This is a genomic window from Longimicrobiaceae bacterium (assembly GCA_035936415.1).
Classification (GTDB): Bacteria; Gemmatimonadota; Gemmatimonadetes; order Longimicrobiales; family Longimicrobiaceae; genus JAFAYN01.
This window is the reverse complement of record DASYWD010000397.1, coordinates 1-22,325: the sequence shown is the minus strand read 5'-3', so window position 1 is coordinate 22,325 and position 22,325 is coordinate 1. Positions and strand designations below refer to the sequence as shown.

20 protein-coding genes and 1 pseudogene are annotated in these 22,325 nt (G+C 72.3%); 15 read left to right on the top strand and 6 right to left on the bottom strand.

Annotated features, from left to right (window positions below; genetic code table 11):
* Positions 1 to 20: 20 nt before the first annotated feature.
* The 5 genes from VGR37_16135 to rmuC all read left to right on the top strand — a co-directional run bounded on the left by VGR37_16135 (position 21) and on the right by rmuC (position 5,466).
* Positions 21 to 1,553, top strand: coding sequence for a mercuric reductase (locus tag VGR37_16135; protein ID HEV2148935.1), 1,533 nt, complete (start codon positions 21 to 23; stop codon positions 1,551 to 1,553).
* A gap of 132 nt (positions 1,554 to 1,685) precedes the next feature.
* Positions 1,686 to 2,420, top strand: a complete 735-nt coding sequence (locus VGR37_16130) for an SDR family oxidoreductase (GenBank protein ID HEV2148934.1) — start codon at positions 1,686 to 1,688, stop codon at positions 2,418 to 2,420.
* Positions 2,421 to 2,595: 175 nt separating this feature from the next.
* Positions 2,596 to 3,498, top strand: coding sequence for a redoxin domain-containing protein (locus VGR37_16125; protein ID HEV2148933.1), 903 nt, complete (start codon positions 2,596 to 2,598; stop codon positions 3,496 to 3,498).
* Between the two features lie 156 nt (positions 3,499 to 3,654).
* Positions 3,655 to 3,876: a hypothetical protein gene (locus VGR37_16120; GenBank protein ID HEV2148932.1), complete on the top strand. Its 222-nt coding sequence runs from the start codon at positions 3,655 to 3,657 to the stop codon at positions 3,874 to 3,876.
* Between the two features lie 171 nt (positions 3,877 to 4,047).
* On the top strand, positions 4,048 to 5,466 hold the full coding sequence (gene rmuC / locus VGR37_16115) for a DNA recombination protein RmuC (protein ID HEV2148931.1): 1,419 nt from the start codon (positions 4,048 to 4,050) through the stop codon (positions 5,464 to 5,466).
* A gap of 12 nt (positions 5,467 to 5,478) precedes the next feature.
* Here the strand turns inward: rmuC and VGR37_16110 are convergent, their stop codons facing one another.
* The gene (locus tag VGR37_16110; GenBank protein HEV2148930.1) at positions 5,479 to 5,856 is read right to left on the bottom strand and encodes a metal-sensitive transcriptional regulator; all 378 of its coding nucleotides are present in this window, start codon (positions 5,854 to 5,856) and stop codon (positions 5,479 to 5,481) included.
* Positions 5,857 to 5,988: 132 nt separating this feature from the next.
* On the bottom strand, positions 5,989 to 7,446 hold the full coding sequence (locus VGR37_16105; GenBank protein ID HEV2148929.1) for an MATE family efflux transporter: 1,458 nt from the start codon (positions 7,444 to 7,446) through the stop codon (positions 5,989 to 5,991).
* Positions 7,447 to 7,685: 239 nt separating this feature from the next.
* Between VGR37_16105 and VGR37_16100 the strand changes: the two genes are divergently transcribed.
* The 6 genes from VGR37_16100 (at position 7,686) to VGR37_16075 (ending at position 14,361) form a co-directional block, all read left to right on the top strand.
* Complete coding sequence (locus VGR37_16100; protein ID HEV2148928.1) at positions 7,686 to 8,957, top strand: PQQ-dependent sugar dehydrogenase; 1,272 nt, start codon at positions 7,686 to 7,688, stop codon at positions 8,955 to 8,957.
* A gap of 167 nt (positions 8,958 to 9,124) precedes the next feature.
* Positions 9,125 to 10,258 carry a Na/Pi symporter gene (locus tag VGR37_16095; protein ID HEV2148927.1) on the top strand — a complete coding sequence of 378 codons (1,134 nt, stop codon included), beginning with the start codon at positions 9,125 to 9,127 and terminating at the stop codon, positions 10,256 to 10,258.
* Between the two features lie 10 nt (positions 10,259 to 10,268).
* Positions 10,269 to 10,946 carry a PhoU domain-containing protein gene (locus tag VGR37_16090; protein HEV2148926.1) on the top strand — a complete coding sequence of 226 codons (678 nt, stop codon included), beginning with the start codon at positions 10,269 to 10,271 and terminating at the stop codon, positions 10,944 to 10,946.
* A gap of 219 nt (positions 10,947 to 11,165) precedes the next feature.
* Positions 11,166 to 11,582, top strand: a complete 417-nt coding sequence (locus tag VGR37_16085; protein HEV2148925.1) for a response regulator — start codon at positions 11,166 to 11,168, stop codon at positions 11,580 to 11,582.
* 3 nt (positions 11,583 to 11,585) lie between these two features.
* The gene (locus VGR37_16080) at positions 11,586 to 11,942 is read left to right on the top strand and encodes a hypothetical protein (protein HEV2148924.1); all 357 of its coding nucleotides are present in this window, start codon (positions 11,586 to 11,588) and stop codon (positions 11,940 to 11,942) included.
* A gap of 109 nt (positions 11,943 to 12,051) precedes the next feature.
* A complete protein-coding gene (locus VGR37_16075; protein HEV2148923.1) occupies positions 12,052 to 14,361 on the top strand; it encodes a DUF2723 domain-containing protein in 2,310 nt (769 codons plus the stop codon).
* Between the two features lie 214 nt (positions 14,362 to 14,575).
* Here the strand turns inward: VGR37_16075 and VGR37_16070 are convergent, their stop codons facing one another.
* Together VGR37_16070 and VGR37_16065 are read right to left on the bottom strand one after the other, a co-directional pair.
* On the bottom strand, positions 14,576 to 14,899 hold the full coding sequence (locus VGR37_16070; protein HEV2148922.1) for a helix-turn-helix transcriptional regulator: 324 nt from the start codon (positions 14,897 to 14,899) through the stop codon (positions 14,576 to 14,578).
* 144 nt (positions 14,900 to 15,043) lie between these two features.
* Positions 15,044 to 15,940: a cobalamin-dependent protein gene (locus tag VGR37_16065; GenBank protein ID HEV2148921.1), complete on the bottom strand. Its 897-nt coding sequence runs from the start codon at positions 15,938 to 15,940 to the stop codon at positions 15,044 to 15,046.
* Between VGR37_16065 and VGR37_16060 the strand changes: the two are divergent.
* From VGR37_16060 to VGR37_16045, 4 genes and pseudogenes are all read left to right on the top strand, one after another.
* Positions 15,900 to 16,748: pseudogene (locus VGR37_16060) on the top strand (hypothetical protein). The gene VGR37_16065 and the pseudogene VGR37_16060 overlap by 41 nt on opposite strands.
* Positions 16,749 to 16,760: 12 nt before the next feature.
* Complete coding sequence (locus tag VGR37_16055; GenBank protein ID HEV2148920.1) at positions 16,761 to 17,147, top strand: hypothetical protein; 387 nt, start codon at positions 16,761 to 16,763, stop codon at positions 17,145 to 17,147.
* A 220-nt stretch (positions 17,148 to 17,367) separates the two neighbouring features.
* Positions 17,368 to 17,862 carry an ATP-binding protein gene (locus VGR37_16050; protein ID HEV2148919.1) on the top strand — a complete coding sequence of 165 codons (495 nt, stop codon included), beginning with the start codon at positions 17,368 to 17,370 and terminating at the stop codon, positions 17,860 to 17,862.
* Positions 17,863 to 17,885: 23 nt separating this feature from the next.
* Complete coding sequence (locus tag VGR37_16045; protein HEV2148918.1) at positions 17,886 to 18,791, top strand: ATP-binding protein; 906 nt, start codon at positions 17,886 to 17,888, stop codon at positions 18,789 to 18,791.
* 344 nt (positions 18,792 to 19,135) lie between these two features.
* Here VGR37_16045 and VGR37_16040 read toward each other — a convergent pair whose 3' ends face one another.
* Together VGR37_16040 and VGR37_16035 are read right to left on the bottom strand one after the other, a co-directional pair.
* Positions 19,136 to 20,188 (bottom strand): DUF1028 domain-containing protein, encoded by a 1,053-nt coding sequence (locus VGR37_16040; protein ID HEV2148917.1) that lies wholly within the window; start codon positions 20,186 to 20,188, stop codon positions 19,136 to 19,138.
* 143 nt (positions 20,189 to 20,331) lie between these two features.
* On the bottom strand, positions 20,332 to 22,278 hold the full coding sequence (locus VGR37_16035; GenBank protein HEV2148916.1) for a M1 family metallopeptidase: 1,947 nt from the start codon (positions 22,276 to 22,278) through the stop codon (positions 20,332 to 20,334).
* Positions 22,279 to 22,325: the final 47 nt, after the last annotated feature.

The following is a 22,325-nucleotide window of genomic DNA, read 5'->3' as shown; positions in this document are numbered from 1 at the left end:
GGAAGATGCCGTCGGCGCAGATGCCTGAGAGAACCGGTGCGGAGCGGCACGAGCCGCCCCCGGTCCTGCCGCCGGACGAGCACAACCGGCGCTTGGTGGAGAACGTCCATCCGCCCGACTGGACCAACCCGCGGGCGAAGGACCGTTACCACCTGGTGGTGGTGGGTGGTGGGACCGGCGGGCTGGTGACGGCGGCCATCGCGGTGGCGCTGGGAGCGCGGGTCGCGCTGATCGAGAGGAACCTCCTGGGGGGCGACTGCCTGAACGTGGGCTGTGTACCGTCCAAGGCGGTGATTCGCGCCGCGCGGGGCTGGAAGGCCGCCGCCGAGGCCGCGGAGCGCTTCGGCGGACCCCCGGTCGCGGGGGACGGGGACTTCGGCCGGGCCATGGAGCGCATGCGGAGGATCCGCGCGGAGATCAGCGGCCACGACGGCGCGGCCCGGTTCCGCGACCTGGGCGTGGACGTCTTCCTGGGGGACGCGGCCTTCACCGGGGCGGAGGCGGTGCAGGTCGATGGACAGACGCTGCGCTTCCGGCGCGCGGTGGTCGCGGCCGGGAGCCGGCCGGCGGCGCCCGCGATCCCGGGTCTCGCGGAGGCAGGCTACCTGACCAACGAGACGGCGTTCTCGCTCACCGAGCTGCCCCGCAGCCTGGCGGTGATCGGCGGCGGCCCGATCGGGTGCGAGCTGGCGCAGAGCTTCGCGCGCTTCGGCAGCCGGGTCACGCTGCTGGAGGCCGGAGAGCGGATCCTGTCGAAGGACGACGCGGACGCCGCCGCGGTGGTTGCGGCCGCCCTGGTGCGCGACGGCGTACGGATCGCCTGCGGCGCCCGCGTCGCCTGGGTGGAGGGGCGCACGATCCGCTACTCGCGGGCCGGGGTGGACGAGGCGGTGGCGGTCGACCGGATCCTGGTGGCCACGGGCCGCACCCCCAACGTGGAGGGGCTGGGGCTGGAGGCGGCCGGAATCCGCTTCGATCCGGCGAAGGGGATCGAGGTGGACGACCGCCTGCGCACCTCGAACCCGCGCGTCTACGCGATCGGGGACATCGCCTCCCCCTTCCAGTTCACCCACGTCGCCGACGCCCACGCGCGGATCGTGGTGCGGAACGCCCTGTTCTTCGGACGGGGGCGCGCCTCGGAGCTGGTGATCCCCTGGGCCACCTACACGTCGCCCGAGCTGGCGCACGTCGGGATCCTCCCGGACGAGGCGGCGCGCCGCGCCGGGGAGATCGACACCGTCACCGTCCCGCTGGACGAGGTCGACCGGGCCCGCCTGGACGGCGAGACCGACGGCTTCCTCAAGGTGCACCTGGAGAAGGGGTCGGATTCGATCCTGGGCGCCACGCTGGTCGCCGAGCACGCGGGCGACATCATCAGCCAGGTCGCCCAGGCGATGACCGGGGGGATCGGGCTCGGCAGGCTGGGCGAGACCATCTTTCCCTATCCCACGCAGGCGGAGGTGGTCCGGAAGGCCGCGGACCAGTGGCGCCGCCGCAGGCTCACGCCGCTGGCGAAGAGCGCCTTCGAGACCTTCTTCCGCATCCTCCGCTGAACCGGACCGGGCCATGAGATCGCACCCGGTCACCTTCGCCGGAGCGGGCGGCGAGACGCTCTCGCCCCGCCTCGACGCCCCGCCGACGGCGACCCGGTCGCCTGCGAGGTCTTCGCGCACTGCAGGATTGCAATGAATACTGGCGAACGAGTCCTGGTGGTCGGCGCAACGCGCGGGACGGGTCGGATCGTCGCGCAGCGGCTGCTCCAGGACGGACATCCGGTGCGGGTGGTCGCCCGCAACCCGGCGAGGGCCATTGAGGTGCTGGGCAGCGGCATCGAGGTCGTCGAGGGCGACGTCACGCGGCCCGCGAGCCTCGTGCCGGCGCTGGAGCGCGTCGGCCACGTCGTCTACACCGCCGGCGTGACCCATCGGCCCGCGGGCGAGGCGATCGTGAAGGCGACGGTGTACGACGGGGTGCTGAACGCCATCGCGGCCGCGAAGGCGGCCGGCTTCGGCGGGCGCTTCCTCCTGATGGGCGCCGTGGGGACCACTCGCGGGTCGCCCCTGTCCTTCTGCCTGAACCTCATCAAAGGCAACACGCTGCGGTGGCGCCGCCGGGCCGAGGAAGCGCTGCGCGGCAGCGGCCTCGAGTACACCATCGTCCACGCCGGAATCCTGACCGATTCACCGCCGGGGCTGCGCGCCGTGGAGCTCGGCCAGGCACACCACCGGATGTGGCCGTGGCACCGGATCGGCCGCGCCGACGCCGCGGAGGTGCTGGTCCAGGCCCTCGGCCGGCCGGAGGCCCGCAACGCCACGTTCGACGCGGTCTGGGCCGGCGGCGGATCCCCGCGGGGCTGGGACGAGGCGTTCCGCGACCTGGAAGCCGACGGCAGCGGCGGCGGCTCGCCGGCAGCCCCGTAGGCCAGCCCTCCGCCTCGTCGGAACGGGAATCGTTCGGTAAATGCTTCTAGGAACGCAAGTTGCGGCGTATCGGCGGCTCAGGGATGCACGGCCGATCCGCGGAGGCGGCGGCGAGCGGAAGAGACCCGCAGGGGGGCCCGCTGCACCCCCAACCGAGATTCGGAGGAGGAGTCACATGGACGTGAGCACGACCGAGAGGGCGGCGCCCGATGCACGAGCGGCTGCGAAGCCCGTTTCACCCGCGGAATACAATTACGAGCACTTCCACCCGAAGTACCTCCTCAAGGATGCGAAGCTCGCGGCGAAGCCCAGGGGCGTGGTGCCGGGCGACGTCGCCCCGGACTTCGAACTGCGGGACAGCGGGGGCCGCTCGTGGCGCCTGAGCGACCTGCGGGGGAAGCCGGTCGTGCTGATCACCGGGAGCGCCACGTGCCCGCTCACGCATGGCAGCGTGTACGGGCTCAGGGAGGTGCACCGGGAGCTCGGCGACCGGGCCCACTGGTTCTACCTCTACGTGCGGGAGGCGCATCCGGGCGAGCGGCTGCCGCCGCACGCGAGCTACGAGCAGAAGCGGGAGCAGGCGGAGTTCTTCCGGCACGCGGACCAGGTGCCCTGGCCGGTGCTCGTGGACGACCTCGAGGGGACCACGGCGCACGCGTACACGACGCTTCCCAACGCCCAGTTCCTGATCGATGCGGACGGGATGGTCGTCTTCCGTGGGGACGTGGCCCACGGCCCGACCCTCTACCGCGCGCTCGATCGGCTGCTTCAGCAGGGCGGGCGGGGCGCGATTCCCGACGCCGACGACAGCATGCCCCACATGCTCGGGCCGATGACCTTCGGGTGGGACGGGATCCAGCGCGGCGGGGAGGTCTCGACGCACGACCTCTGGAGCGGCGCGCCGCCCATGGCCGCGAACCTCTGGCTCGGCAACCAGATGAAGCCGCTCTTGGCGCCACTCGCCAGCCGGGGAAGACCGATCCCGACCGGAGCGAAGGTCGCGGCGGGAGCAGTGCTCCTGGGCCTGCTCCTGTCGCGCCGCAACCGCCGGCGCAGGTCCCGGCACGCGCCGCGTTGACGCGGACGTGCAGCCGAGGCACTCGTCGCTGTGCGATGAACGAAGAAGTCCGTGACCAGAGAAGCAGACCCGGGAGCCAGCGGTCCCCGCCGGGGGCGGGCCGGCCGGTGGGCGCTCGTCGTTCCCGGGCTGCTTCTGCTCCCGTCTGCCGGCTGGGTGCTGCTGCACGAGGCGTATGACAGCTGGCAGCCCTGTGACTGGCTGCTCGTCGACCGCGTTTCCCTGATCCTGCGCCGCGAGGGGATCGATCCTGACACCGCTTCGGTCCCGCTGAAAGCCACCGTGGCTGCGTCGGCCGAGGTTCGCGCGGTCCTCCAGCTGCGGCACACACCGGCTGCCTGCCTGGGCACCTGGGCTGCGGGCAGAGTGCTGCCCTGAGAACAGGGACCCAGAACCTCCACCGCGGCGCCTCCGCGTACCTCCCCGAACAGATACCGGCGCTTGCGACGCGCAGGCCCGTTCATAGCTTGCTTGAACACCGCCGGCTCGACGTTCCCCTCCCCGGCTTTCCGTCGCCGTACTCCCTTCCCGGTCCCGGCATCCCCCGGCATGAGCGAACCACTCCTACTCCTGGCCACCGCCCTGCTTTCGCTCGCGGCGGGGTTCGGCATCGCCCACGTGCTCCTCCGCGGCCGGACCGCGGCCGAGCGGTCCGTGCTCGAGGAGCGCCTGCGCGGCAGGGAGCAGCAGCTCGCCGACGCGCACGGCCGGGTGGCCTCGGCGGAGGCCGACGCCGCGGCCCTGCGCGTCCGCGCGGGGGAGCTGGAGCGGGCGCACGCCCGCCTGGAGGCGGAGATAGAGGGGGAGCGGAAGTCCGCCGCCGACAGGCTGGCGCTCCTGGCGCAGGCGGAGGCGCGCTTCAAGGAGACGTTCCAGGCCCTGTCCGCGGCTGCCCTGAGGTCCAACAACCAGTCGTTCCTGGAGCTCGCCCGGACCCAGCTCGCGGGCTTCCAGCAGACGTCGCAGGCCGACCTGGAAGAGCGGCAGAAGGCCATCGACGCGCTGGTGAAGCCGATCTCCGAGGCGCTCGCGAAGGTGGACGTGAAGATCGACGCGGTGGAGAAGAGCCGCGTGGAGGCGTACGGCGGCCTCACGCAGCACCTGCAGATGATGCAGCAGATGCAGGCGCAGCTCCAGGGCGAGACCTCCAACCTCGTCAAGGCACTCCGCGCACCGGCGGTCCGGGGCCGCTGGGGGGAGATCCAGCTCAGGCGCGTGGTGGAGATCGCGGGGATGCTGGAGTACTGCGACTTCACCCAGCAGGAGACGATCCAGACCGATGCGGGGCGCCGCCGGCCGGACATGGTGGTGAAGCTCCCCAGCGGCCGCTGCGTGGCGGTGGACTCCAAGGTGCCGCTCTCGCACTACCTGGAGGCGCTGGAGGCGCAGAGCGAGGACGTCCGCGTCGCCGCGCTGAAGCGGCACGCGGCGCAGGTGCGGAAGCACCTCACGGAGCTGGGCGACAAGGGCTACCAGAACGGCATCGGCGCCAGCCCCGAGTTCGTGGTGCTCTTCCTTCCCGGCGAGACGTTCTTCAGCGCGGCGCTGGAGCAGGACCCGGCGCTGATCGAGTTCGGGGTGGGCCAGCAGGTGATCCTCGCCACCCCCACCACCCTGATCGCGCTCCTCAAGGCCGTCGCCTACGGCTGGCGGCAGGAGCAGCTCGCGGACAACGCCCGCCAGATCAGCGAGCACGGCCGCATGCTGTACGACCGGATGAGCACCCTCGCCACGCACCTCGTCTCCATCGGGAAGGGGCTGGACCGGGCGGTGGAATCGTACAACCGAGGAGTGGGCTCGCTGGAGCGGATGGTGCTCCCCGCGGCCCGGCGCTTCAAGGACCTCCGCGCCGCCTCGGGCGACGACATCCCCGCGCTGGAGGGCGTGGAGAAGACGACGCGCACCCTCGCCATCCCCGAGCTGGCGATCGCCGCGCCGGAGGGCGAGGGGGCGGCCGCGGCGGACTGACTCCGCCCGCGGTCAGCGCGCGTGCTTGTACATCAGGTCGACGAGCTCGTCGTACATCTGCTCCGCCGCGGAGCCGTCGCCGCTGCGGATGGCCGAGGCCGCGCAGTGCTTCAGGTGGTTCCGCATCAGCTCGCGCCCCACGCTCCGCAGCGCCTCGTGCACGGAGGAGATCTGCGTCATCACGTCGGCGCAGTAGCGGTCCTCCTCCACCATCCGCTGCAGCCCGCGCACCTGCCCCTCGATCCGGCGCAGGCGCTTGAGGTTGCGCTCCTTGATCCCGGCGTCCACCCGGAGCGCCTTGCGCTCTCCTGCCCCGTCCTCCCCCGCCACGCCGCAGGCGCAGGAGGCGTGGCCCGCGTCGCCCGCCCGATCCTCGGTGTTCGTAGCCATCTGACAAGCCTCGCCGTACGATTGAGATTGATCCGCCCCGGGCATGCTGGCAATGTACCGCAGGGCTCCGGATAGGGCTACCCCCTATCGAGGCGCCGTCGCGGCGGGGCGCCACCGGCTGGAGCAGCGCCGCTACCGCGCGCCCGGACCGATCTCCACCACAATGGCGCGCCACTTCCCCTGGTTGAACCGCAGCACGCTCAGCGCGCAGCGGACCACGTGGCCCACCAGGATTGCGATCCAGACGTCGATCGGGTCCAGCGTGCCGGTCTGCTGGATGGTGAAGCAGATCCCCAGCGGCACGGCCACCTGCGAGATCACCGAGATGTAGAGCGGGCTCCGGGTGTCGCCGGTCCCCTGCAGGCCGCCCGTGTAGGTGAGCGCGACAGCGATGAAGAGGCCGGAGACGCTGAGCACGCGCAGGAGCTGCGTCCCGATCTCCACCACCACGGGCTCGTTCATCCCGAACAGGGCGAGCAGCGGTCCCGGGACGAGGAAGAAGAGGGCCCCCATGAGCGCGGCGCCCACGAGGCCGATGCGCGCCGCCTCGCGCACCGCCTCCGTCGCCCGCTCCGGCCGCCCGGCCCCCAGGTTCTGTCCCGCCATGGCAGCCGCCGCGCCCATCAGCCCCACGGCGGTCCACGTGACCAGCGAGAAGAGCTGCGAGTAGGCCACCGCGAACGCCGCCTGGGCCGCGGCGCTCTGCGCCAGCGAGCCGATGAAGGCGAGCATGAGCACCCCGCCGACGTTCATCGCGATCCCCTGGATCCCCGTGGGGAGCCCGAACCGGAAGAGCGAGCGGATGACGGCCCAGTCCGGCCCGAAGCCGTGCCGGCGCGGGAACGAGACGACCCACCCGCCGCCCCAGAGCTTCGCCAGCGCGTACACCGCCACCAGCCCGGAGGCGATCACCGTCCCCATCGCCGCCCCCGTGGTGCCGAAGGCCGGGACGGGCCCGAGCCCCCGGATCAGCACCACGTTCAGGACCAGGTTCAGCACCGTCATGGCGATGCCCAGCACCATGGGGGTGCGCGCGTCGCCCGCCGAGCGCAGCGCACCGCCGAGCATGAAGAAGACGAGCATCCCGCTGCTGAACAGGAACATCACCCGCAGGAACGGCAGCGCCTCCGCCTTCACCGCGGGCGCGGCGTTCACCAGGTCGAGGAGGCGCGGCGAGAGAAGGTAGCCGAGGGGCGCCATCACAAGGAGCGAGATCCCCACGGCCGTAAGGAAGGCCTGGTAGACGGTGCGGTCCACCTTCTCCTCCTCGTTGGCCCCGGCGAAGCGGGCCACGAGCACGCTCATCCCGGTGAAGAGCGAGGAGATGAAGGCGATCACGACGATGAAGATCTGCCACGACACGCCGATGGCGGCGTTCCCCGCGAACCCGACGAGGTGGCCCACCATCACGTGGTCGACGATGCCCTGCAGCCCGCCGATGACGTTGGTGAGCATGGTGGGCCAGGCGAGCTTCCAGACCGTCCGGCGCAGCGGCCCCTCGACGATGGACCGGTCGTAGCGTCCCGCGGCCGGCGGAGGAGGGGCCGGCGCGGCCGGAGCGGGCGGGGCGGGCCTGGCGGTCTCGGTCACTGGATCAGGCCCTCCGTCGAGGCCGCGCCGGGGGAGCCGGCGCGGCGGTTCCGATTCGCGAGGGCATGGCGGTCTCGCGGCGCCCTGGTTCATGGATACACGGGCGCGGCCCGCGCAGCAAGCGGCCCGCCTCCTTCACGCGCGCGAACCGCCCCCGCACCGGTTCTTGCAGCACCCGGACGGCCGTGCGTAGACTGCCTCTCGCAGCCGAGATCCCCACACCGTCCCGCGACCGACCCATGCGCAGAACCAGAGCCGTGCTTGCCGTACCCGCCCTCGCCCTCGCCGCGGCGTGCGCTCCGCGCACCGACGCCTCCGCGGAGACCGCGTCGGCCCGGACCGTCTCCGAGCAGACCGCTTCACGGGACACCACCTGCACGCCGCTGGAGACGCGCGCGCCCAACGCGCCGGACCAGGAGCCGGCGCTCCCCGGGCAGACCCGCGCGTGCGGGATCCGGTCGGGCGTGGCCCACGACGTGACCGTGGTCGCGCGGGGGCTGGAGAAGCCCTGGGCGGTGGAGCCGCTCCCGGGCGGCGCGCTGCTCGTCACCGAGAAGCCCGGCCGGATGCGCATCGTCTCCGCCGCAGGCGAGGTCGGTCCTCCGATCGCGGGCGTACCCCCGGTGGACGCGCGCGGCCAGGGCGGGCTCCTGGACGTGGCGCTCAGCCCGCAGTTCGACACCGACCGGATGGTCTACTGGAGCTTCACCGAGCCGCGCCAGGGGGGGAACGGCACCAGCGTCGCGCGCGGCGTGCTGTCGGCGGACCGGACGCGGCTGGAGCAGGTGCAGGTGATCCTGCGCACCCGGCCCACGTACGACAACAACATGCACTTCGGCTCGCGGCTCGCGTTCGGCCCGGACGGCATGCTGTACGTCACCACGGGCGAGCGGTCGGCGCGGGAGACGCGGCCCCAGGCGCAGCAGCTCGACAGCCACCTGGGCAAGACGCTGCGCATCCGGCCGGACGGCTCGCCGGCGCCCGGCAACCCGTTCGCGGGACGGCCCGGCGCCCTGCCGGAGATCTGGTCGCTCGGCCACCGGAACATCCAGGCCGCTGCCTTCGACCCGCAGGGCAGGTTCTGGGTCGTGGAGCACGGTCCGCGCGGCGGGGACGAGCTGAACCTGATCGAGAAGGGAGAGAACTACGGCTGGCCGGTGGCCACGTACGGCGTCGAGTACTCGGGCTCGGCCATCCAGGGCGCCGCGACCCAGCGCGCCGGGTTCGAGCAGCCGGTCTACTACTGGGATCCCGTCATCGCCCCGTCGGGCGCGCAGTTCTACACGGGCGACGCCTTCCCGGCGTGGCGCGGCAGCCTCTTCGTGGGCGGGCTGGGGTCGCAGCGGCTCGTGCGGCTGGAGATCGCGGACGGCCGCGTGACCGGCGAGGAGCACCTGCTCACCGACCGGAAGCAGCGCATCCGCGACGTGCGCCAGGGCCCCGACGGCGCCCTCTACGTCGTCACGGACGCCGAGAACGGCGAGCTCTGGAGGATCGCGCCGCGCCGGTGACCGGGCCGGCGGCCTGGCTAACCCCGCCGCGGGGCAGTACCATATCCCCCCGACGAACCCCGGCCGGCGGCTTGCAGCACGCCGCGGCCCGGAGCGTCGGCTCCCCGGCGGCCCGAACGGCGCCCCGGACGTTTCGCAACCCGTGATCCGATCCCGTGACGAGAAGCATGGACACGAGTGGGATGCAGCCCGGCAGGGAGGTCCCGCCGGTGGTGCGCGGCCTCCTCGTGGTGGTGTTCCTGTACCTCTTCCTCGTGGGCGTGGGCTTCCTGGAGGCGGGGATCGCCTCCATGGGGAAGGGCTTCCAGCAGGGGCTCCTGGAGTCGGTGTCCAACCCCATCTCCGGCCTGTGCGCCGGCATCCTCGCCACGGTGCTGGTGCAGTCTTCGTCGGTCTCCACCTCCACCATCGTGGGGATGGTGGGCGCCGGGACGCTCCCGCTGGCGCTGGCGGTCCCGATGATCATGGGGGCCAACATCGGCACCACGGTCACCAGCACCCTCGCCGCGCTGGGGAGCATCCGCCGGGCGGAGGAGTTCCGGCGTGCGTTCGCCGCGGCCACCGTGCACGACTTCTTCAACCTGCTCGCGGTGACGGTGCTCCTCCCGCTGGAGCTCGCCACCGGGTTCCTGAGCCGGATGGCGGGCGGGCTGACGGAGATCCTCATCGGGGCGGAGTTTAACGCGTCGGAGCCGGGGAAGAGCCCCATCCGCACCGCCGTGAAGCTCCCCATCGGCTGGGTGGAGGGGCTGCTGGAGCCGGGTGGGCTCGCCAGCGTCGTCTTCCTGGGGGTGGGGCTCGGGCTGATCTTCCTGGCCCTGGGGATGATCACGCGGAACATGCGCCGGCTGGTGGCCGGAGGCGTGGAGCGGGTCATGAACCGGGTGATCGGCGGCGGCGGGGGCGCGGTGGGGATCCTGGTGGGGATCGGGGTGACCGTGGCCGTGCAGTCGTCCTCGATCACGACCTCCATCCTCGTCCCGCTGGTGGCCGCCGGGGTCCTCACGCTTCCCAGCGCGTACCCCGTCACCCTGGGCGCGAACGTGGGGACCACCATCACGGCGCTGCTGGCCTCCCTGGCCGTGGTGCGCCCGGAGGGGCTCACCATCGCCCTGGTGCACATGCTCTTCAACGTGGTGGCGCTGGCCATTGTGTACCCGGTCCCGGTGGTGCGGATGGTCCCCCTGCGGCTCGCGGAGGCGCTCGCCGGCCTCGCCACGCGGCGGCACCGGGTGGTGTTCGCGTACACGGTGACCGTCTTCCTGGTGCTCCCGCTTCTCGGCGTGTTCCTGATTCAGTAGGAGAACGACCATGGTATTCAAGCTGTTCGGGGGCCGGGGGAGCGACCGGCTCGAAAGCATCGAGGCCAAGGTGCAGGAGATGCTCGCCCACGACCGCCGCGCCTTCGACCTGGCCATGTCCGCCCTGCTGGGCGACGTGGTGGCCCGGGAGGTGAACGCCGAGCTGCGCGCCACCGACCAGAAGGTGAACCGGCTGGAGCGGGAGATCCGCCGCGAGCTGGTGGTGCACGCCAGCGTGTTCGGCGGGATCGACTCGCCGGCCGTCCTCGTCTACATGTCGGTGGTCAAGGACATCGAGCGCGTGGGGGACTACGCCAAGAACCTCCTGGACCTGGCGCGCGACGGGGCGAGCTTCGCCCAGATCGAGGAGACGGAGGAGTGGTGGCGGCTCGCGACGGAGCTCTCGCAGTACATCGCCGACGCGGGCGAGGCCTTCCGGCTGCGCGACGGAAGCCGCTGCCGGGCGCTCCGCACCCGCGGCGACGCCCTGCTGAGCCAGTTCGACAAGCGGGTCTCCGCCCTGATCCGGGCCGAGGACCCGGGCCCGCAGGCGGTGTCGCGGGCGCTCGCCTACCGCTACCTGAAGCGGGTCGTCGCCCACCTGATGAACCTGCTTTCCGCCGTCATTATGCCGCTGGACCGGCTCGACTACTTCGACGAGGACCCGGAGGACCGCCCCCCCCCGTGAGCCGCCGCGGCCCGCCGGGCCGCGGGGGTGCCGTAACTGCCTTTTGTTCAATGGCTTGCAACTTGCAAGCGGGTGGGCCGTTGGGCTCCGCGGCAGCACATGCCGGGCCGGCGGGCGGAGCACGGCGGCCCGGGACACCCAGAAGCACGAGGGCGGGAGCATGCCGGAGGGCGGGCGGAACGGCGGGGTGGGGGCGCTCCCGGTCTCTTCGCGGGAACTATGAGCAAGACCGTCCTGATCGTCGACGACAACGAGCACGAGCGGCAGATCTTCGCCCGCTTCCTCGGCTTCGTGGGTGGGAGCGTCCTGGAGGCGGAGAACGGCGAGGAAGGGCTCCGCATGGCGCGGGAGCACCTCCCCGACCTGGTCCTGCTGGACCTCACCATGCCGGTGATGGACGGCTGGGAGGCCCTCCGCCGGCTCCGGGAGGACCCGCTGACCGGCTCCATCCCGGTGATCGCGCTGACGGCCCACCACCTGGACCGGGCGGTGCTGGAGGAGGCCGGCTTCTGCGCCTACCTGGAGAAGCCCATCGTCCCCGTCCGGGTGATGCAGGAGGTGGAGCGCTGCATCGGGCGGCTGCACCTGGAGCCCGTCCCGGCGCCGTCCGCGGCGGGCGTCCTCCGCGCCTCCTGAGCCATGGCGCTCCGCACCTTCCTCGCGCCGGACGGCCTGCTCTGGAACGTGTGGGACGTGCGGGGCGCCGCGGGGGCCCCGGCGCACTCGCCGCCGCGCCTCCGGGAGCGCCGCGGCCAGGACGTGCTCCTCTACACGGGCCCGGAGCGGCGCCGGGGGGAGCGGCGCAGGAGCCAGCCCGGAGTGTCCGTGGTCCCCCCCGCCTTCGCGGCCGGCTGGCTGGTGTTCGACTGCGGCGGCGCCAAGCGCCGCCTCGCCCCGCCGCCGACGGGGTGGGAGGGGTGGCCGGACGAGCGCCTGGTGGAGCTGTGGCGCCGCGCCCGTCCCGGCGCCGGCGAAGGAGCACCCCCGGCTCCGTAGCCGTCCCCCTCCGGGGAACACGGGATCGACAATCCGCGTATCTCCCCTTACTTTCCGGGATCCCGTCCCTTTCCGTCGGGATCCACCGCATCCCCCGCTGGACCAACGCATGAGCATTTCCGCGGAAGCCGCGCCGGCCGTACGCCGGCCCGCGAGGATCGAGGCTCTCCACCACCGGCCGCCCTACCTCTGGGCGCTCGTGGCGGGGATCGCCGTATTCGCGCTGTACGCCATCACGCTGGCGCGCACCACGTCCACCTGGGACACCAGCGAGTACATCGCCACGGCGCACATCCTGGGGATCCCCCACCCGCCCGGGAACCCGCTCTTCGTCCTCATGGCCCACACCTGGGAGACGCTGCTCGGCTTCACGGGCCTCTCGGTGGCGGTGCGGATCAACCTGTTCTCCGCGGTGATGAGCGCGGCGTCGCACGCGCTCTGGTTCCTGGTGATGCACCGGGTGATCGCCTTCTTCACCCCGAGCGAGACGGTCCGCCGCGTGGGCGCGGCGGCGTGCGTGGCGATCTCGGCCACCGCGTTCACGGTGTGGAGCCAGTCCAACGTGAATGAGAAGGTCTACACCGTCAGCTTCCTCACCATCGCGGTGGTCTCCTGGCTGGCCTTCCTGTGGAGGGACCACGTCGAGGAGCACGTGGGCGTGTCCACCACGACCCGCTGGCACGACGACAACGTGCTGGTGCTCATGGTGTTCCTGCTCTTCCTCTCGTCCGAGGGGAACCACCGCATGGCGCTCCTGGCGGCCCCGGCGCTCCTGGCGTTCGTCGCCATGGTGAAGCCGCGCTCGCTCATGAACTGGCGGCTGTACGCGTGGAGCCTCGCCTTCCTGGCGCTGGCGGTCACGGTGCAGCTCTTCCTCCCCATCCGCTCGGCGCTCAACCCGATCATCAACGAGGCGCAGCCCACCTGCCCCGGCGGCCTGGGCTCCGCCCTGCAGAGCGTCCTCACCTTCGGGAGCTCGGGGTGCGAGGCGCTCTCCGCCTCGCTGAACCGCGAGCAGTACGGCAAGCCCCCGGTCACCGAGCGCATGGCGCCGCTCTCGGATCAGCTCGCCAACTACTTCCAGTACTTCGACTGGCAGTGGTCGCGCTGGTTGGGCGGGGTGCAGGGGTACTTCGCCCCGCAGCGGCTCCCCTTCACCGCGCTCTTCCTGGGGCTGGGGATCTTCGGGGCCGTGCAGCACTACAAGCGCGACCGGAAGAGCTTCGCGTACATGGCCATCCTGTTCGCGACGCTGTCGTTCGGGCTGGTGTTCTACATGAACTTCAAGTACGGGTACGCGCAGGTGCAGTCGGCGGGGCTGGACTTCCGGCTGGGCGAGGTCCGCGAGCGCGACTACTTCTTCCTGATCTCCTTCTCCATCTGGGGGCTCTACGCCGGCCTGGGGCTGACTGCCCTGTGGCTGTACCTGCAGGAGGAAGCCGGGTCCGTGTGGCTGACCGCACCGGTGCTGCTGGTGGCGCTTCTCCCGCTGGGGCTGAACTGGCAGTACGCCAACCGCTCCAACGACTACGCCACGCGGAACCTCGCCTACAACCTGCTGCAGTCGGTGGAGCCGTACGGGGTGCTCTTCACCCATGGTGACAACGACACTTTCCCGCTCTGGTACCTGCAGGAGGTGGAGGGCATCCGCCGGGACGTCACGGTGATCGTGGGGACGTACCTAAACACCCCCTGGTACGCCCAGCAGCTCCGCAACCTGACGCGCCCCTGCCCGACGCCGGACGCCTGGGCGGAGCACCCCACGCGGATCGTCTGCCAGCGGCCCTTCGACCCGTCCATGGCGCCCGCCTTCTACGGCAACCCGCCCAAGCCGACGCGCTCGATCCTCACCGCGGCCGACGGGACGCCGATGAGCGACGCGGAGATCGCGCGGATCATGCAGAGCATGGTTCCGCTCCCGGAGGACGTGGTCTTCGAGGCGCGGGGGATGGAGGCCGTCGTCCCGGGCGGGCGCTACCTGACCCCGGCCGACCAGCTCACGCTGACCATCATCAAGGAGGCGTGGGGCGACCGCCCCATCTTCTTCGCCTCCACCGGCGACGCGCACCGTCAGCTGGGGCTGGAGCCGTTCGTCACCCGCACCGGGCTGGCGTACAAGCTGACCACCCCCGAGGAGGCGCAGCGCTACCAGGCGATGCCCAAGGACAGCCCGTACGCGCCCATCCTGGGGGCGTACATGGACGTGGAGCGGCACCGGAAGCTGGTGTCGGAGGTCTTCCAGTACGGCGACCTGATCAACCGTCCCGTCTGGCCGGACGACGCCACCCGCGGCTTCCCCACCTACTACGCCAATGCGCACCTGGCGCTGGCGGTGGCGGAGGACCAGCTCGGGAACGCGCCGGCGGCGGAGCGGCACATCCAGCAGACGGAGCGCTGGATGAAGTTGGCGCAGGAGTGAGCTTCGTACGGAGGTGATTCGGGCGTGTCCCCCGCGGAGCAGGGGTCGGGCTGCGGCGCCGTAAGCCAGCAAACAACGCTGGCTAACGGCGGCGAGACTCCGCAAACGGCCGCGGAGTCTCGCCCCTGACGGGCTCGCATCCCTCACGCGAGGGCCCCCTCCCCAACCCCTCCCCCGCAAGCGGGAGAGGGGCTTTTCTTTGCTTCTCGCGGGCCTACTCCCTGTCGCCCGCCGTCACTCCCGTGTGCAGGCCGTGGTCCAGGCCCGCGAAGCGCGCGTGGGCGCGGGCGAGCAGGGAGCGCCCCTCGTCGGTGACCTCGTAGTAGCGGCGCGCGGGGCGCCCCTCGCGGCGGGCGGCATTCTCCTCCTCCCAGTGCGACGCCACGCAGCCGGCGCGCTCCAGGCGCCGGAGCGCGGGGTACACGGTGCCGCTGGGGAGGCCGCTGGCATCCATGACGTCGAAGCCGTAGACGAACCCTTCCGCGAGCGCGCGGAGGACCAGGGCGGTCGGATAGGTCAGGTTCAGGCGGGTGGACACGATTCGGCGTTCGGTTGCTGGTTCACGTTCGAATCCTACATACGGGCGGGCGGCTCCCGCACCGCCCGGCTCCAGAGAAGCATACGCTCCGGGGTCCGTCAGCGGATCTATGCCCCTTGTGAGCGCTGCTCCCTTCACCGCGCGTCACCGTCCGCCGCCGTACGGGTCGTGCAGCAGGGCGCGGAAGTCGGCGAGGGCCGGGACCCAGGCCGCGCCGATCTCCTCGATGGCGTCGCGCTGGTGCGCCGCCGCCCCTCCCCCCACGATCACGTCCACCCCGGGCGGGAGCGCCGCGCGGATCCGGCGCAGCTCCTCCGCGATGCGCGGGTCGTCCGCCGGGAACACCAGGCTGAGCGCCAGCTTCACTGCACGGCGCTGCCGCACGGCCGCGGCGATCTCTTCCGCCGGGAGGTCGGCGCCCAGGTAGGTGACCCGCCACCCCTCCGCCGTGGCGGAGGCCGCGGCCAGCAGCGCCCCGAACTCGTGCACCTGCCCGGCCGGCGAGGCGACCACCATCCCCGGCGCGCTCGCGGGCGCCTCCACGGCCTCCATCATGAAGCCCAGCACGCGCCGCAGCACCGCGGAGGCGGCGTGCTCGTGCGCCACCCCGAGCGTCCCCGTCCGCCACCCCTCCCCGATGGCGGCCAGGAGGGGCGCCGCCACCTCGTCCACGAAGTCCGCGGCGCTCAGCGTCACCACCGCCCGCCGCAGCCCCGCCTCCAGCCGGGACGCGTCCATCTCCCGCACCGCCTCCAGCGCGCGCTCCAGGTGCGCCCGGACACCGGGAGCCGCGGGGACCGCCGTCTCCACCCGCGCCGCGTCGTCCTCCCGCACCAGCTCCGCCAGCTCCTCCGTCCCCAGGCGCGCCACCCGCCCGATGCTGCGCCCCCCCTCCAGCGCGCGGCGCAGCAGCCGCAGCCGCTCCACGTCCGCGTCGCTGTACAGGCGCTGGCCGTCCTCCGCGCGCTCGGGCGACACGGCCCCGTAGCGCCGCTCCCACATGCGGAGGACGTCCAGGGACAGCCCGGTCCGGTCGGCCACAACGCGGATCGGGTGGCGGCGGAGGTGGGCGTCCGCGCTCCGTATCATGGTAGATACGATACGTGACGCGTACAATGTTTGTCAATGGTTTGTCCAGCGGGGTGCGGCGCGGAGCGTTTCCGGTGCAGCGACCCGGCACCCGTCTTGCCCCTCCGCGGCCTCCGAGCGCCCGAACCCGTCCGCCCGGAGACCCCGCATGCCCGCTCGGAAGCCCACCCCGCTCCCGCTGGACCTGGTGCCCATGAAGGCGACGCTCGGGACCGGGGTCCCGGAGGGCGGCGACTGGGTGTACGAGGTGAAGTACGACGGTGTGCGGGTGCTGGCGCACGCCACCCCGGAAAAGGCGCACCTGATGACCCGCAACGGCCGCGAGAAGACGGCGCAGTTCCCCGAGGTGGTGGCGGCGCTCCGGGAGGCCGCCCGAGCCGCGGGGGGGGCACTGGTGCTCGACGGGGAGCTGGTCGCGCTCGTGCGCGGGAAGCCCGCGCGCTTCCAGGAGATCCAGGACCGGGTGCACCTCCGGGACGAGGCGGCGATCCGGGAGCGCGTCCGCACGGACCCGGCGGCGCTGGTCGCCTTCGACCTGCTGGCGGACGGGTCCGAGGTCCTGATGGACGCGCCCTGGACGGCGCGGCGGTAGCGGCTGGAGGCGCGGGTAGGAGGCGGGGACGCGCACCTCCGCGTCTCCGAGGTGCTGCGCGGCTCCGGGGAGCGGGCGGTGGAGCGGGCGCGGTCGGCGGGGTGGGAGGGGGTGATCGCCAAGCGCACGGACGCGCGCTACCGCCCGGGGAAGCGCTCCGGCGACTGGCTCAAGCTCAAGGTGGAGTTCCGGCAGGAGTTCGTGGTGGGTGGGTGGACGGACCCGCAGCGGAGCCGCAAGCACCTGGGCTCGCTGCTGGTGGGCTACTTCCAGGACGGCGAGCTCGTCTTCGTCGGCGGGGTGGGGACGGGGTTCGACGTCCAGGCGCTGCGGGAGATGCGCGCCCGCCTGGACGCCCTCGCGGCGGAGGAGCCCCCCTTCCGCGAGCCGCCCCGGACGCGCACCCCGGCGCACTGGGTCCGCCCGGAGGTGGTGGTGGAGCTGAAGTTCGCCGAGTGGACGGCGGATGGGCGGCTGCGGCAGCCGGTGTTCCTGGGCGTGCGCGACGACAAGGACGCGCAGGAGGTGGGGCCGGAGGGGCGGAGCGTGCAGGGGAGGGTGGGGTAGGCGCACACACTTGCGGGCCCGGCTAGTTCTCCCGATCCTCCAGCAGCGGCTCCATTCTCGCCACTCCCACTTCGCACGCGTGCGATCTCCTCATGTATCCGCCAGTCGACGGCCGGCTCATCTCATGCTGATCCCATTTCAACTGGAAAGGCCCCTTTTGCGCCGGCACGGACGAGCTCCGTGGTGCGGTGGGATTTCTGGAACAACCGAGGCGTACCGTATGACCCGGGCGGAGCTGGACGCGATCGTCGCCGGGGGCGAATCGGAGCAGGTCGAATTCAAAGCGTCCACCGGCCAGCGCTCGGACGGCGCGAAGCCGGTCTGCGCCATGCTCAACGGGCGCGGAGGCTTCGTCCTGTTCGGGGTCACGGACGCGGGCGGGGTGCGCGGGCAGGAGGTGACGGCGCGCACTCTGGAGGAGGTCGTCGGGGAACTGCGGAAGATCGAGCCTCGCGCATTGCTCAGCCCGGATACCGTGCGGCTGGACGGCGGGCGGGAAGTGATCGCGGTTCGCGTTCCGGGCAGCGGCGGCGGGCCGTACACCTACGACGGGCGCCCATACGTCCGGCAAGGTCCCACCACCTCGCCTATGCCGCAGGAGGCGTATCGCAGACTTCTGTTAGAGGGGATGCACCCCGCGGCGCGTGGGAAACGCAGCCGGCGCACGGGATCGGAATCGCGGGCCTGGACCACGCGGAGATCACCCGCACGGTAGACGAGGCGATCCGTCGCAACCGCATGGAGGAGCCGGGGACGCGCGACCCGGAGTCGCTCCTGGTGGGACTGGGGCTGATCGAGGACGGGGTCCTGCTCAACGCGGCGGTGGCGCTCTTCGCTCGGGAGGAGCGTCTCCTCCCGTACTACCCACAGTGCGTGCTGCGCATGGCGCGCTTCCGCGGGCGGGACAGGACGGAGTTCGAGGACAACCGCCAGGAGATGGGGAACGCCTTCGTCCTCCTCCAGCGGGCGCAGCGCTTCCTCCGCGAGCACCTCCCGGTGGCGGGGCGGGTGGTTCCCAACCTGTTCGAACGGATTGATGATCCGCTGTACCCGCCGGTGGCGCTCCGCGAGGCGCTGGCGAACGCGCTCTGCCACCGGGACTACGGGGTGGGCGGGGGGTCGATCAGCATAGGCATCTACGATGACCGGCTGGAGATCTCCAGCACGGGGCGCCTCCCCTTCGGCCTCACGCCGGCGGACCTGGTGCGTCCGCACCCCTCGCGGCCGTGGAATCCGCTGATGGCGCGGGTGTTCTACCGGCGAGGGATCATCGAGACCTGGGGACGCGGTACGCTGAAGATCGCGGAGCTTACGGAGCAGGCGGGTCTGGCGCGGCCGGAGTTCGAGGAGAGCGCGGGGGAGGTGATCGTGCGCTTCTTCCCCACGGGCTACGTTCCACCGAGCCGGGTGAGCCGCGACCTCAGCCCGCTGCAGCAGGAGATCCTGGAGTACCTGGCGGGGGCAGGTGTCGCACGCCTGGGGCAGATCGTGAGCGAGCTCCCGTCCCAACCGGTCGCTCGGACGGTGACGGACAACCTGCAGACCCTGCGGGATCTCGATCTCGTGGAATTGCGCGGGTGGGGGAAGGGTGCGAGATGGATGCTGAAGGGTGTGGACCCAGGGCTCCAGCCTCTCCGGGATTGATGCACCAATGGTGCACCGTTGGTGCACTATCGGGTGCACCTTTTAATGCACTATTGGTGCACCAAGCACCGTGGTGCCAGGGAGCAGAGTTCCGGTGGGCCAGACCTCGCCAGTGGGTCTGGTGACTGTATGCGGGTTGTACGAGCGTGACTGCACGTCGAATTGCACGGCGCGCCGTGCAATTCGACGTGTTTAAACGTGCAACTACGCATATGCGGAACCGCGCACCTCCGCGGTCGCACGATTGTGGAGTCGTGCAGGGGAGTGGGCGGTCTCCCCAAGTCCGAATGATACACCGCTGGTGCACCTGCCGATGCCCGACAGCCAGCCAGTAGACGCCGCTCCTACCGCCGCACCGCGGTGATCTCCCGGATCTGCCGCCGCACCGCCTCCGCCTTTCCGGTCTTCTCCAGCGCCGCCCACAGCCGCGCCACCGTGTCCGCATCCACCAGCCCAGGGGGCGAGCCCAGCTCCGGGGTGGAGAGCCCCTCCGCCTTGCGGAAGGCATCCACGGCGGCCACCGCGTCCGGCGTGTAGACCGGCGCCGTTGCGTCGCGAGCGAGCGTCTCCTGCTCCGGGCGGAAGTAGCCCAGGGCGTGCAGCATCAGCTTGAGCTGCCACACGTCCGACCCGGCGAACTGCTGCAGGGTGCGGAAGCCCAGCGTCTCCGAGATGGTGTTGTAGATCCGCCGCAGCTCGGCCACCGGCTCCGGGTGCTCGCAGACGTTGATGTCCGCCGTGACCCGGTCCGGTCGGCGGGAGCGCCCAGGACGCGGGTCGGCCACGACCACCGCCGCCGACTGCGCCCGCCCCTTGCGCGCGTCCCCGCCCGCCGCCTGCCCCGCGGCGAGCGCCTCGATCAGCCGGTCCGCCAGGTGGCGCCCGCTCCCCGCGGTGCTCTCGAAGCTCCTCGCCACCGCTTCCAGCACCTGGGGCCCCTCCAGCAGGTTCCCCTGCGTCACGTACCCGGGGCCGGCGCGGTGCCCCGCCCAGGGGTTCGTCCCCGCCCCGGTGTGCTGCGCCGAGCGGCCGTCGGACGCGACCACCCCCACCTGGCGCTGTGCGGCCAGCGTGTCCGTGGCCAGGGCGCGGCGGAGCGCCGCCTCCGGCGGGGTGCCCCGGGCGATCGCCTCCAGCAGCTCCGGGCCGTACTCCACCCGGGTGAAGGCCTGCGTCGCCACGGCGCCCACGCCGGCGCGCACGTGCGGCACCGCGTTCCCCACGCACGCCACCCGCGTGGTCACCGCCACCCCGGTCTCCCCGGTGGCGGTGTCCACCGCCGCGATGGAGAAGGTGCTGAAGCGCAGGGCCTCGCCCCAGGCGGCGGGCTCCTGGGCGGAGAGGCGGGCGGACGGGAGCGCGAGCGCGGCGGCGAGCGCCAGGAGGATCCGGTGCATCACGGGTTCGGCGTGTGGCGAGGGTGGCGCAGGAGACGGACGGGGCAGGGTAAGCGTCCGTCCGCGCCGCGGCAAGACGCGCGAGGGGCCGCCCCCGTACGGGAGCGGCCCCTCGTCGTCCGTCGTGTCCAGCAATCCGCCCGCTACTTCACGATCGCGTCCACCGAGCCGGAGGTCACCGGGTGGTAGAGCGGGCGCGCCTGCTGGTAGATGCGGCGGGCGAGGGTCTGCCCCCACTCCCCCTGCTCCATCAGGCTGGCGAAGAGCGGCCGCACGAACTTGCGGCGCCCCTGGCTGGTGAGGAACCGCTCCAGCGCGGGCACCGCCGGCTGGTAGCGGTTGCGCACCGCGGTCTGGAGCCAGGCGAAGAGGATCTCGCTGTTCCCCTGCTGCGAGAGCCGGAAGGTGCGGTCCAGGTCCGCGAGCTGCGCGGGGGTGAGCCGCTGCGGGAGCGCGCCCATGAAGCGCTGCCACTCCTGCGTCGTCCACCCCTCCGTGCGGAGCTGCGCCGCGGGCGTCCCGGAGGCGAATCGCCGCGCCTCGGCCTCCACCCGCGCGAAGGCGTCGGACTGGCGGACCACCGCGTTCTCCGGGATTCCCGTCCCGTATACCCACTCCTGGATCCCGATACGCTGCTCCAGCGCCGCGTCGCCGCGGATCAGGTGGGTGCGCAGGTCCTCCAGGAAGCGCTCCGTGGTCATGGGCCGGAAGGCGTGCCGGTCGAAGTACCCGCGCAGGTACGCGTCCCAGCGCTCGCGCCCCACCGCCTCCTCGATGGTGCGCAGGAAGGTGGCGCCCTTCTCGTAGGCGATCTCCGTCATCCCGGCGTCCGGGTCGCGCCCCGCCAGCTCGATGTGCAGCCGCGTGTCCGCCGCGCTCTCCCCGCCCAGCGACTTCACTTCCTCCTGGAGCTCCTGCCACCCCAGGTTCGCCAGCATGGCGGCGCGCTCCTTCCCGTAGAGCGCCTCCATGATGCGGTTCTCGAAGTAGGTGGTGAACCCCTCGTTCAGCCAGAAGTCGTTCCAGGTGGCGTTGGTCACCAGGTTGCCGGACCAGGAGTGCGCCAGCTCGTGCGCCACCAGCGACACCAGCGAGCGGTCGCCCGCCAGGATGGTGGGGGTGGCGAAGGTGAGCCGCGGGTTCTCCATCCCCCCGAACGGGAAGGAGGGCGGGAGCACCAGCAGGTCGTACCGCCCCCAGCGGTAGGGGCCGTACAGGCTCTCCGCCACCGTCACCATCTTCTCCACGTCCGCCAGCTCGTGCGCCGCCTTCTCCAGCATCGCCGGCTCGGTGTAGACCCCGGTCCGCGGCCCCAGCGCGCGGAACGCCAGGTCGCCCACGCCCAGCGCGATCAGGTACGGCGGGATCGGCTGGTCCATCCGGAAGCGGAAGGCGCGGCCGCCCTGCGCCGGCTCCCCCTCGGGGGTGAGCATCTCGGCGCTCATCACCGCCTTCAGCTCCTCCGGCACCACGATGCGCGCGGAGTACGTCTGCCGGATCCCGGGTGAGTCCTGCGTGGGGATCCAGGTGCGGGTGAGGATCGCCTGCCCCTGAGAGAACAGGTACGGGTGCTTCTTCCCCGCCGTCTGCGCCGGGGCGAGCCACTGCAGCGCGCTCGCCTGCGGGCTGGTCTCGTAGCGGACCACGATCTTCTCGGTGCCCCGCGGGAGCTGCACGGTCAGCGGGGTCCCCAGGACGGAGTCCGGCTGCCCCAGCGACCACTGCAGCGGCGCCCCCGCGGCGGTGGTCACCTGCTGGATGGTGAGGTCCCGCGTGTCGAGGATGATCCGGTCCGCGCCGGGCGCCGTCTCCACGTCGAGCGTGGCGGTGCCGGAGAGCTTCTTCGCCGCGAAGTCGGTGCGCAGGTCCAGGTCCACGTGCGTGACGCGGGCCTCCTCCGGCCGGGCGTAGGAGTGGACGTCGCGGACCGGGGGAGGCGCGGGCGCCTCCGTGGCCGCGGCGGGTGCCGGGATGCTCTCGGGCGCGGCGGTACCGGGGGCGCAGGCCGCCAGCGCGCCCAGGCAGGCCAGCGCGGCGCCCCCCGCCGTGCGGCGGGCGAGCACGGAGCGGAGCAGGGCTACGAATTGCATTCGGTGCTCTTCTTCGGGTGGTGGAGGACCGCGGGCCGGCGCCCGGG

Coding starts and splice junctions, on each gene's coding strand:
- VGR37_16135 (HEV2148935.1), top strand. CDS start 21: ATGCCTGAGAGAACCGGTGCGGAGCGGCACGAGCCGCCCCCGGTCCTG.
- VGR37_16130 (HEV2148934.1), top strand. CDS start 1,686: ATGAATACTGGCGAACGAGTCCTGGTGGTCGGCGCAACGCGCGGGACG.
- VGR37_16125 (HEV2148933.1), top strand. CDS start 2,596: ATGGACGTGAGCACGACCGAGAGGGCGGCGCCCGATGCACGAGCGGCT.
- rmuC (HEV2148931.1), top strand. CDS start 4,048: ATGAGCGAACCACTCCTACTCCTGGCCACCGCCCTGCTTTCGCTCGCG.
- VGR37_16110 (HEV2148930.1), bottom strand. CDS start 5,856: ATGGCTACGAACACCGAGGATCGGGCGGGCGACGCGGGCCACGCCTCC.
- VGR37_16100 (HEV2148928.1), top strand. CDS start 7,686: ATGCGCAGAACCAGAGCCGTGCTTGCCGTACCCGCCCTCGCCCTCGCC.
- VGR37_16095 (HEV2148927.1), top strand. CDS start 9,125: ATGGACACGAGTGGGATGCAGCCCGGCAGGGAGGTCCCGCCGGTGGTG.
- VGR37_16090 (HEV2148926.1), top strand. CDS start 10,269: ATGGTATTCAAGCTGTTCGGGGGCCGGGGGAGCGACCGGCTCGAAAGC.
- VGR37_16085 (HEV2148925.1), top strand. CDS start 11,166: ATGAGCAAGACCGTCCTGATCGTCGACGACAACGAGCACGAGCGGCAG.
- VGR37_16080 (HEV2148924.1), top strand. CDS start 11,586: ATGGCGCTCCGCACCTTCCTCGCGCCGGACGGCCTGCTCTGGAACGTG.
- VGR37_16075 (HEV2148923.1), top strand. CDS start 12,052: ATGAGCATTTCCGCGGAAGCCGCGCCGGCCGTACGCCGGCCCGCGAGG.
- VGR37_16050 (HEV2148919.1), top strand. CDS start 17,368: ATGACCCGGGCGGAGCTGGACGCGATCGTCGCCGGGGGCGAATCGGAG.
- VGR37_16045 (HEV2148918.1), top strand. CDS start 17,886: ATGGAGGAGCCGGGGACGCGCGACCCGGAGTCGCTCCTGGTGGGACTG.
- VGR37_16040 (HEV2148917.1), bottom strand. CDS start 20,188: ATGCACCGGATCCTCCTGGCGCTCGCCGCCGCGCTCGCGCTCCCGTCC.
- VGR37_16035 (HEV2148916.1), bottom strand. CDS start 22,278: ATGCAATTCGTAGCCCTGCTCCGCTCCGTGCTCGCCCGCCGCACGGCG.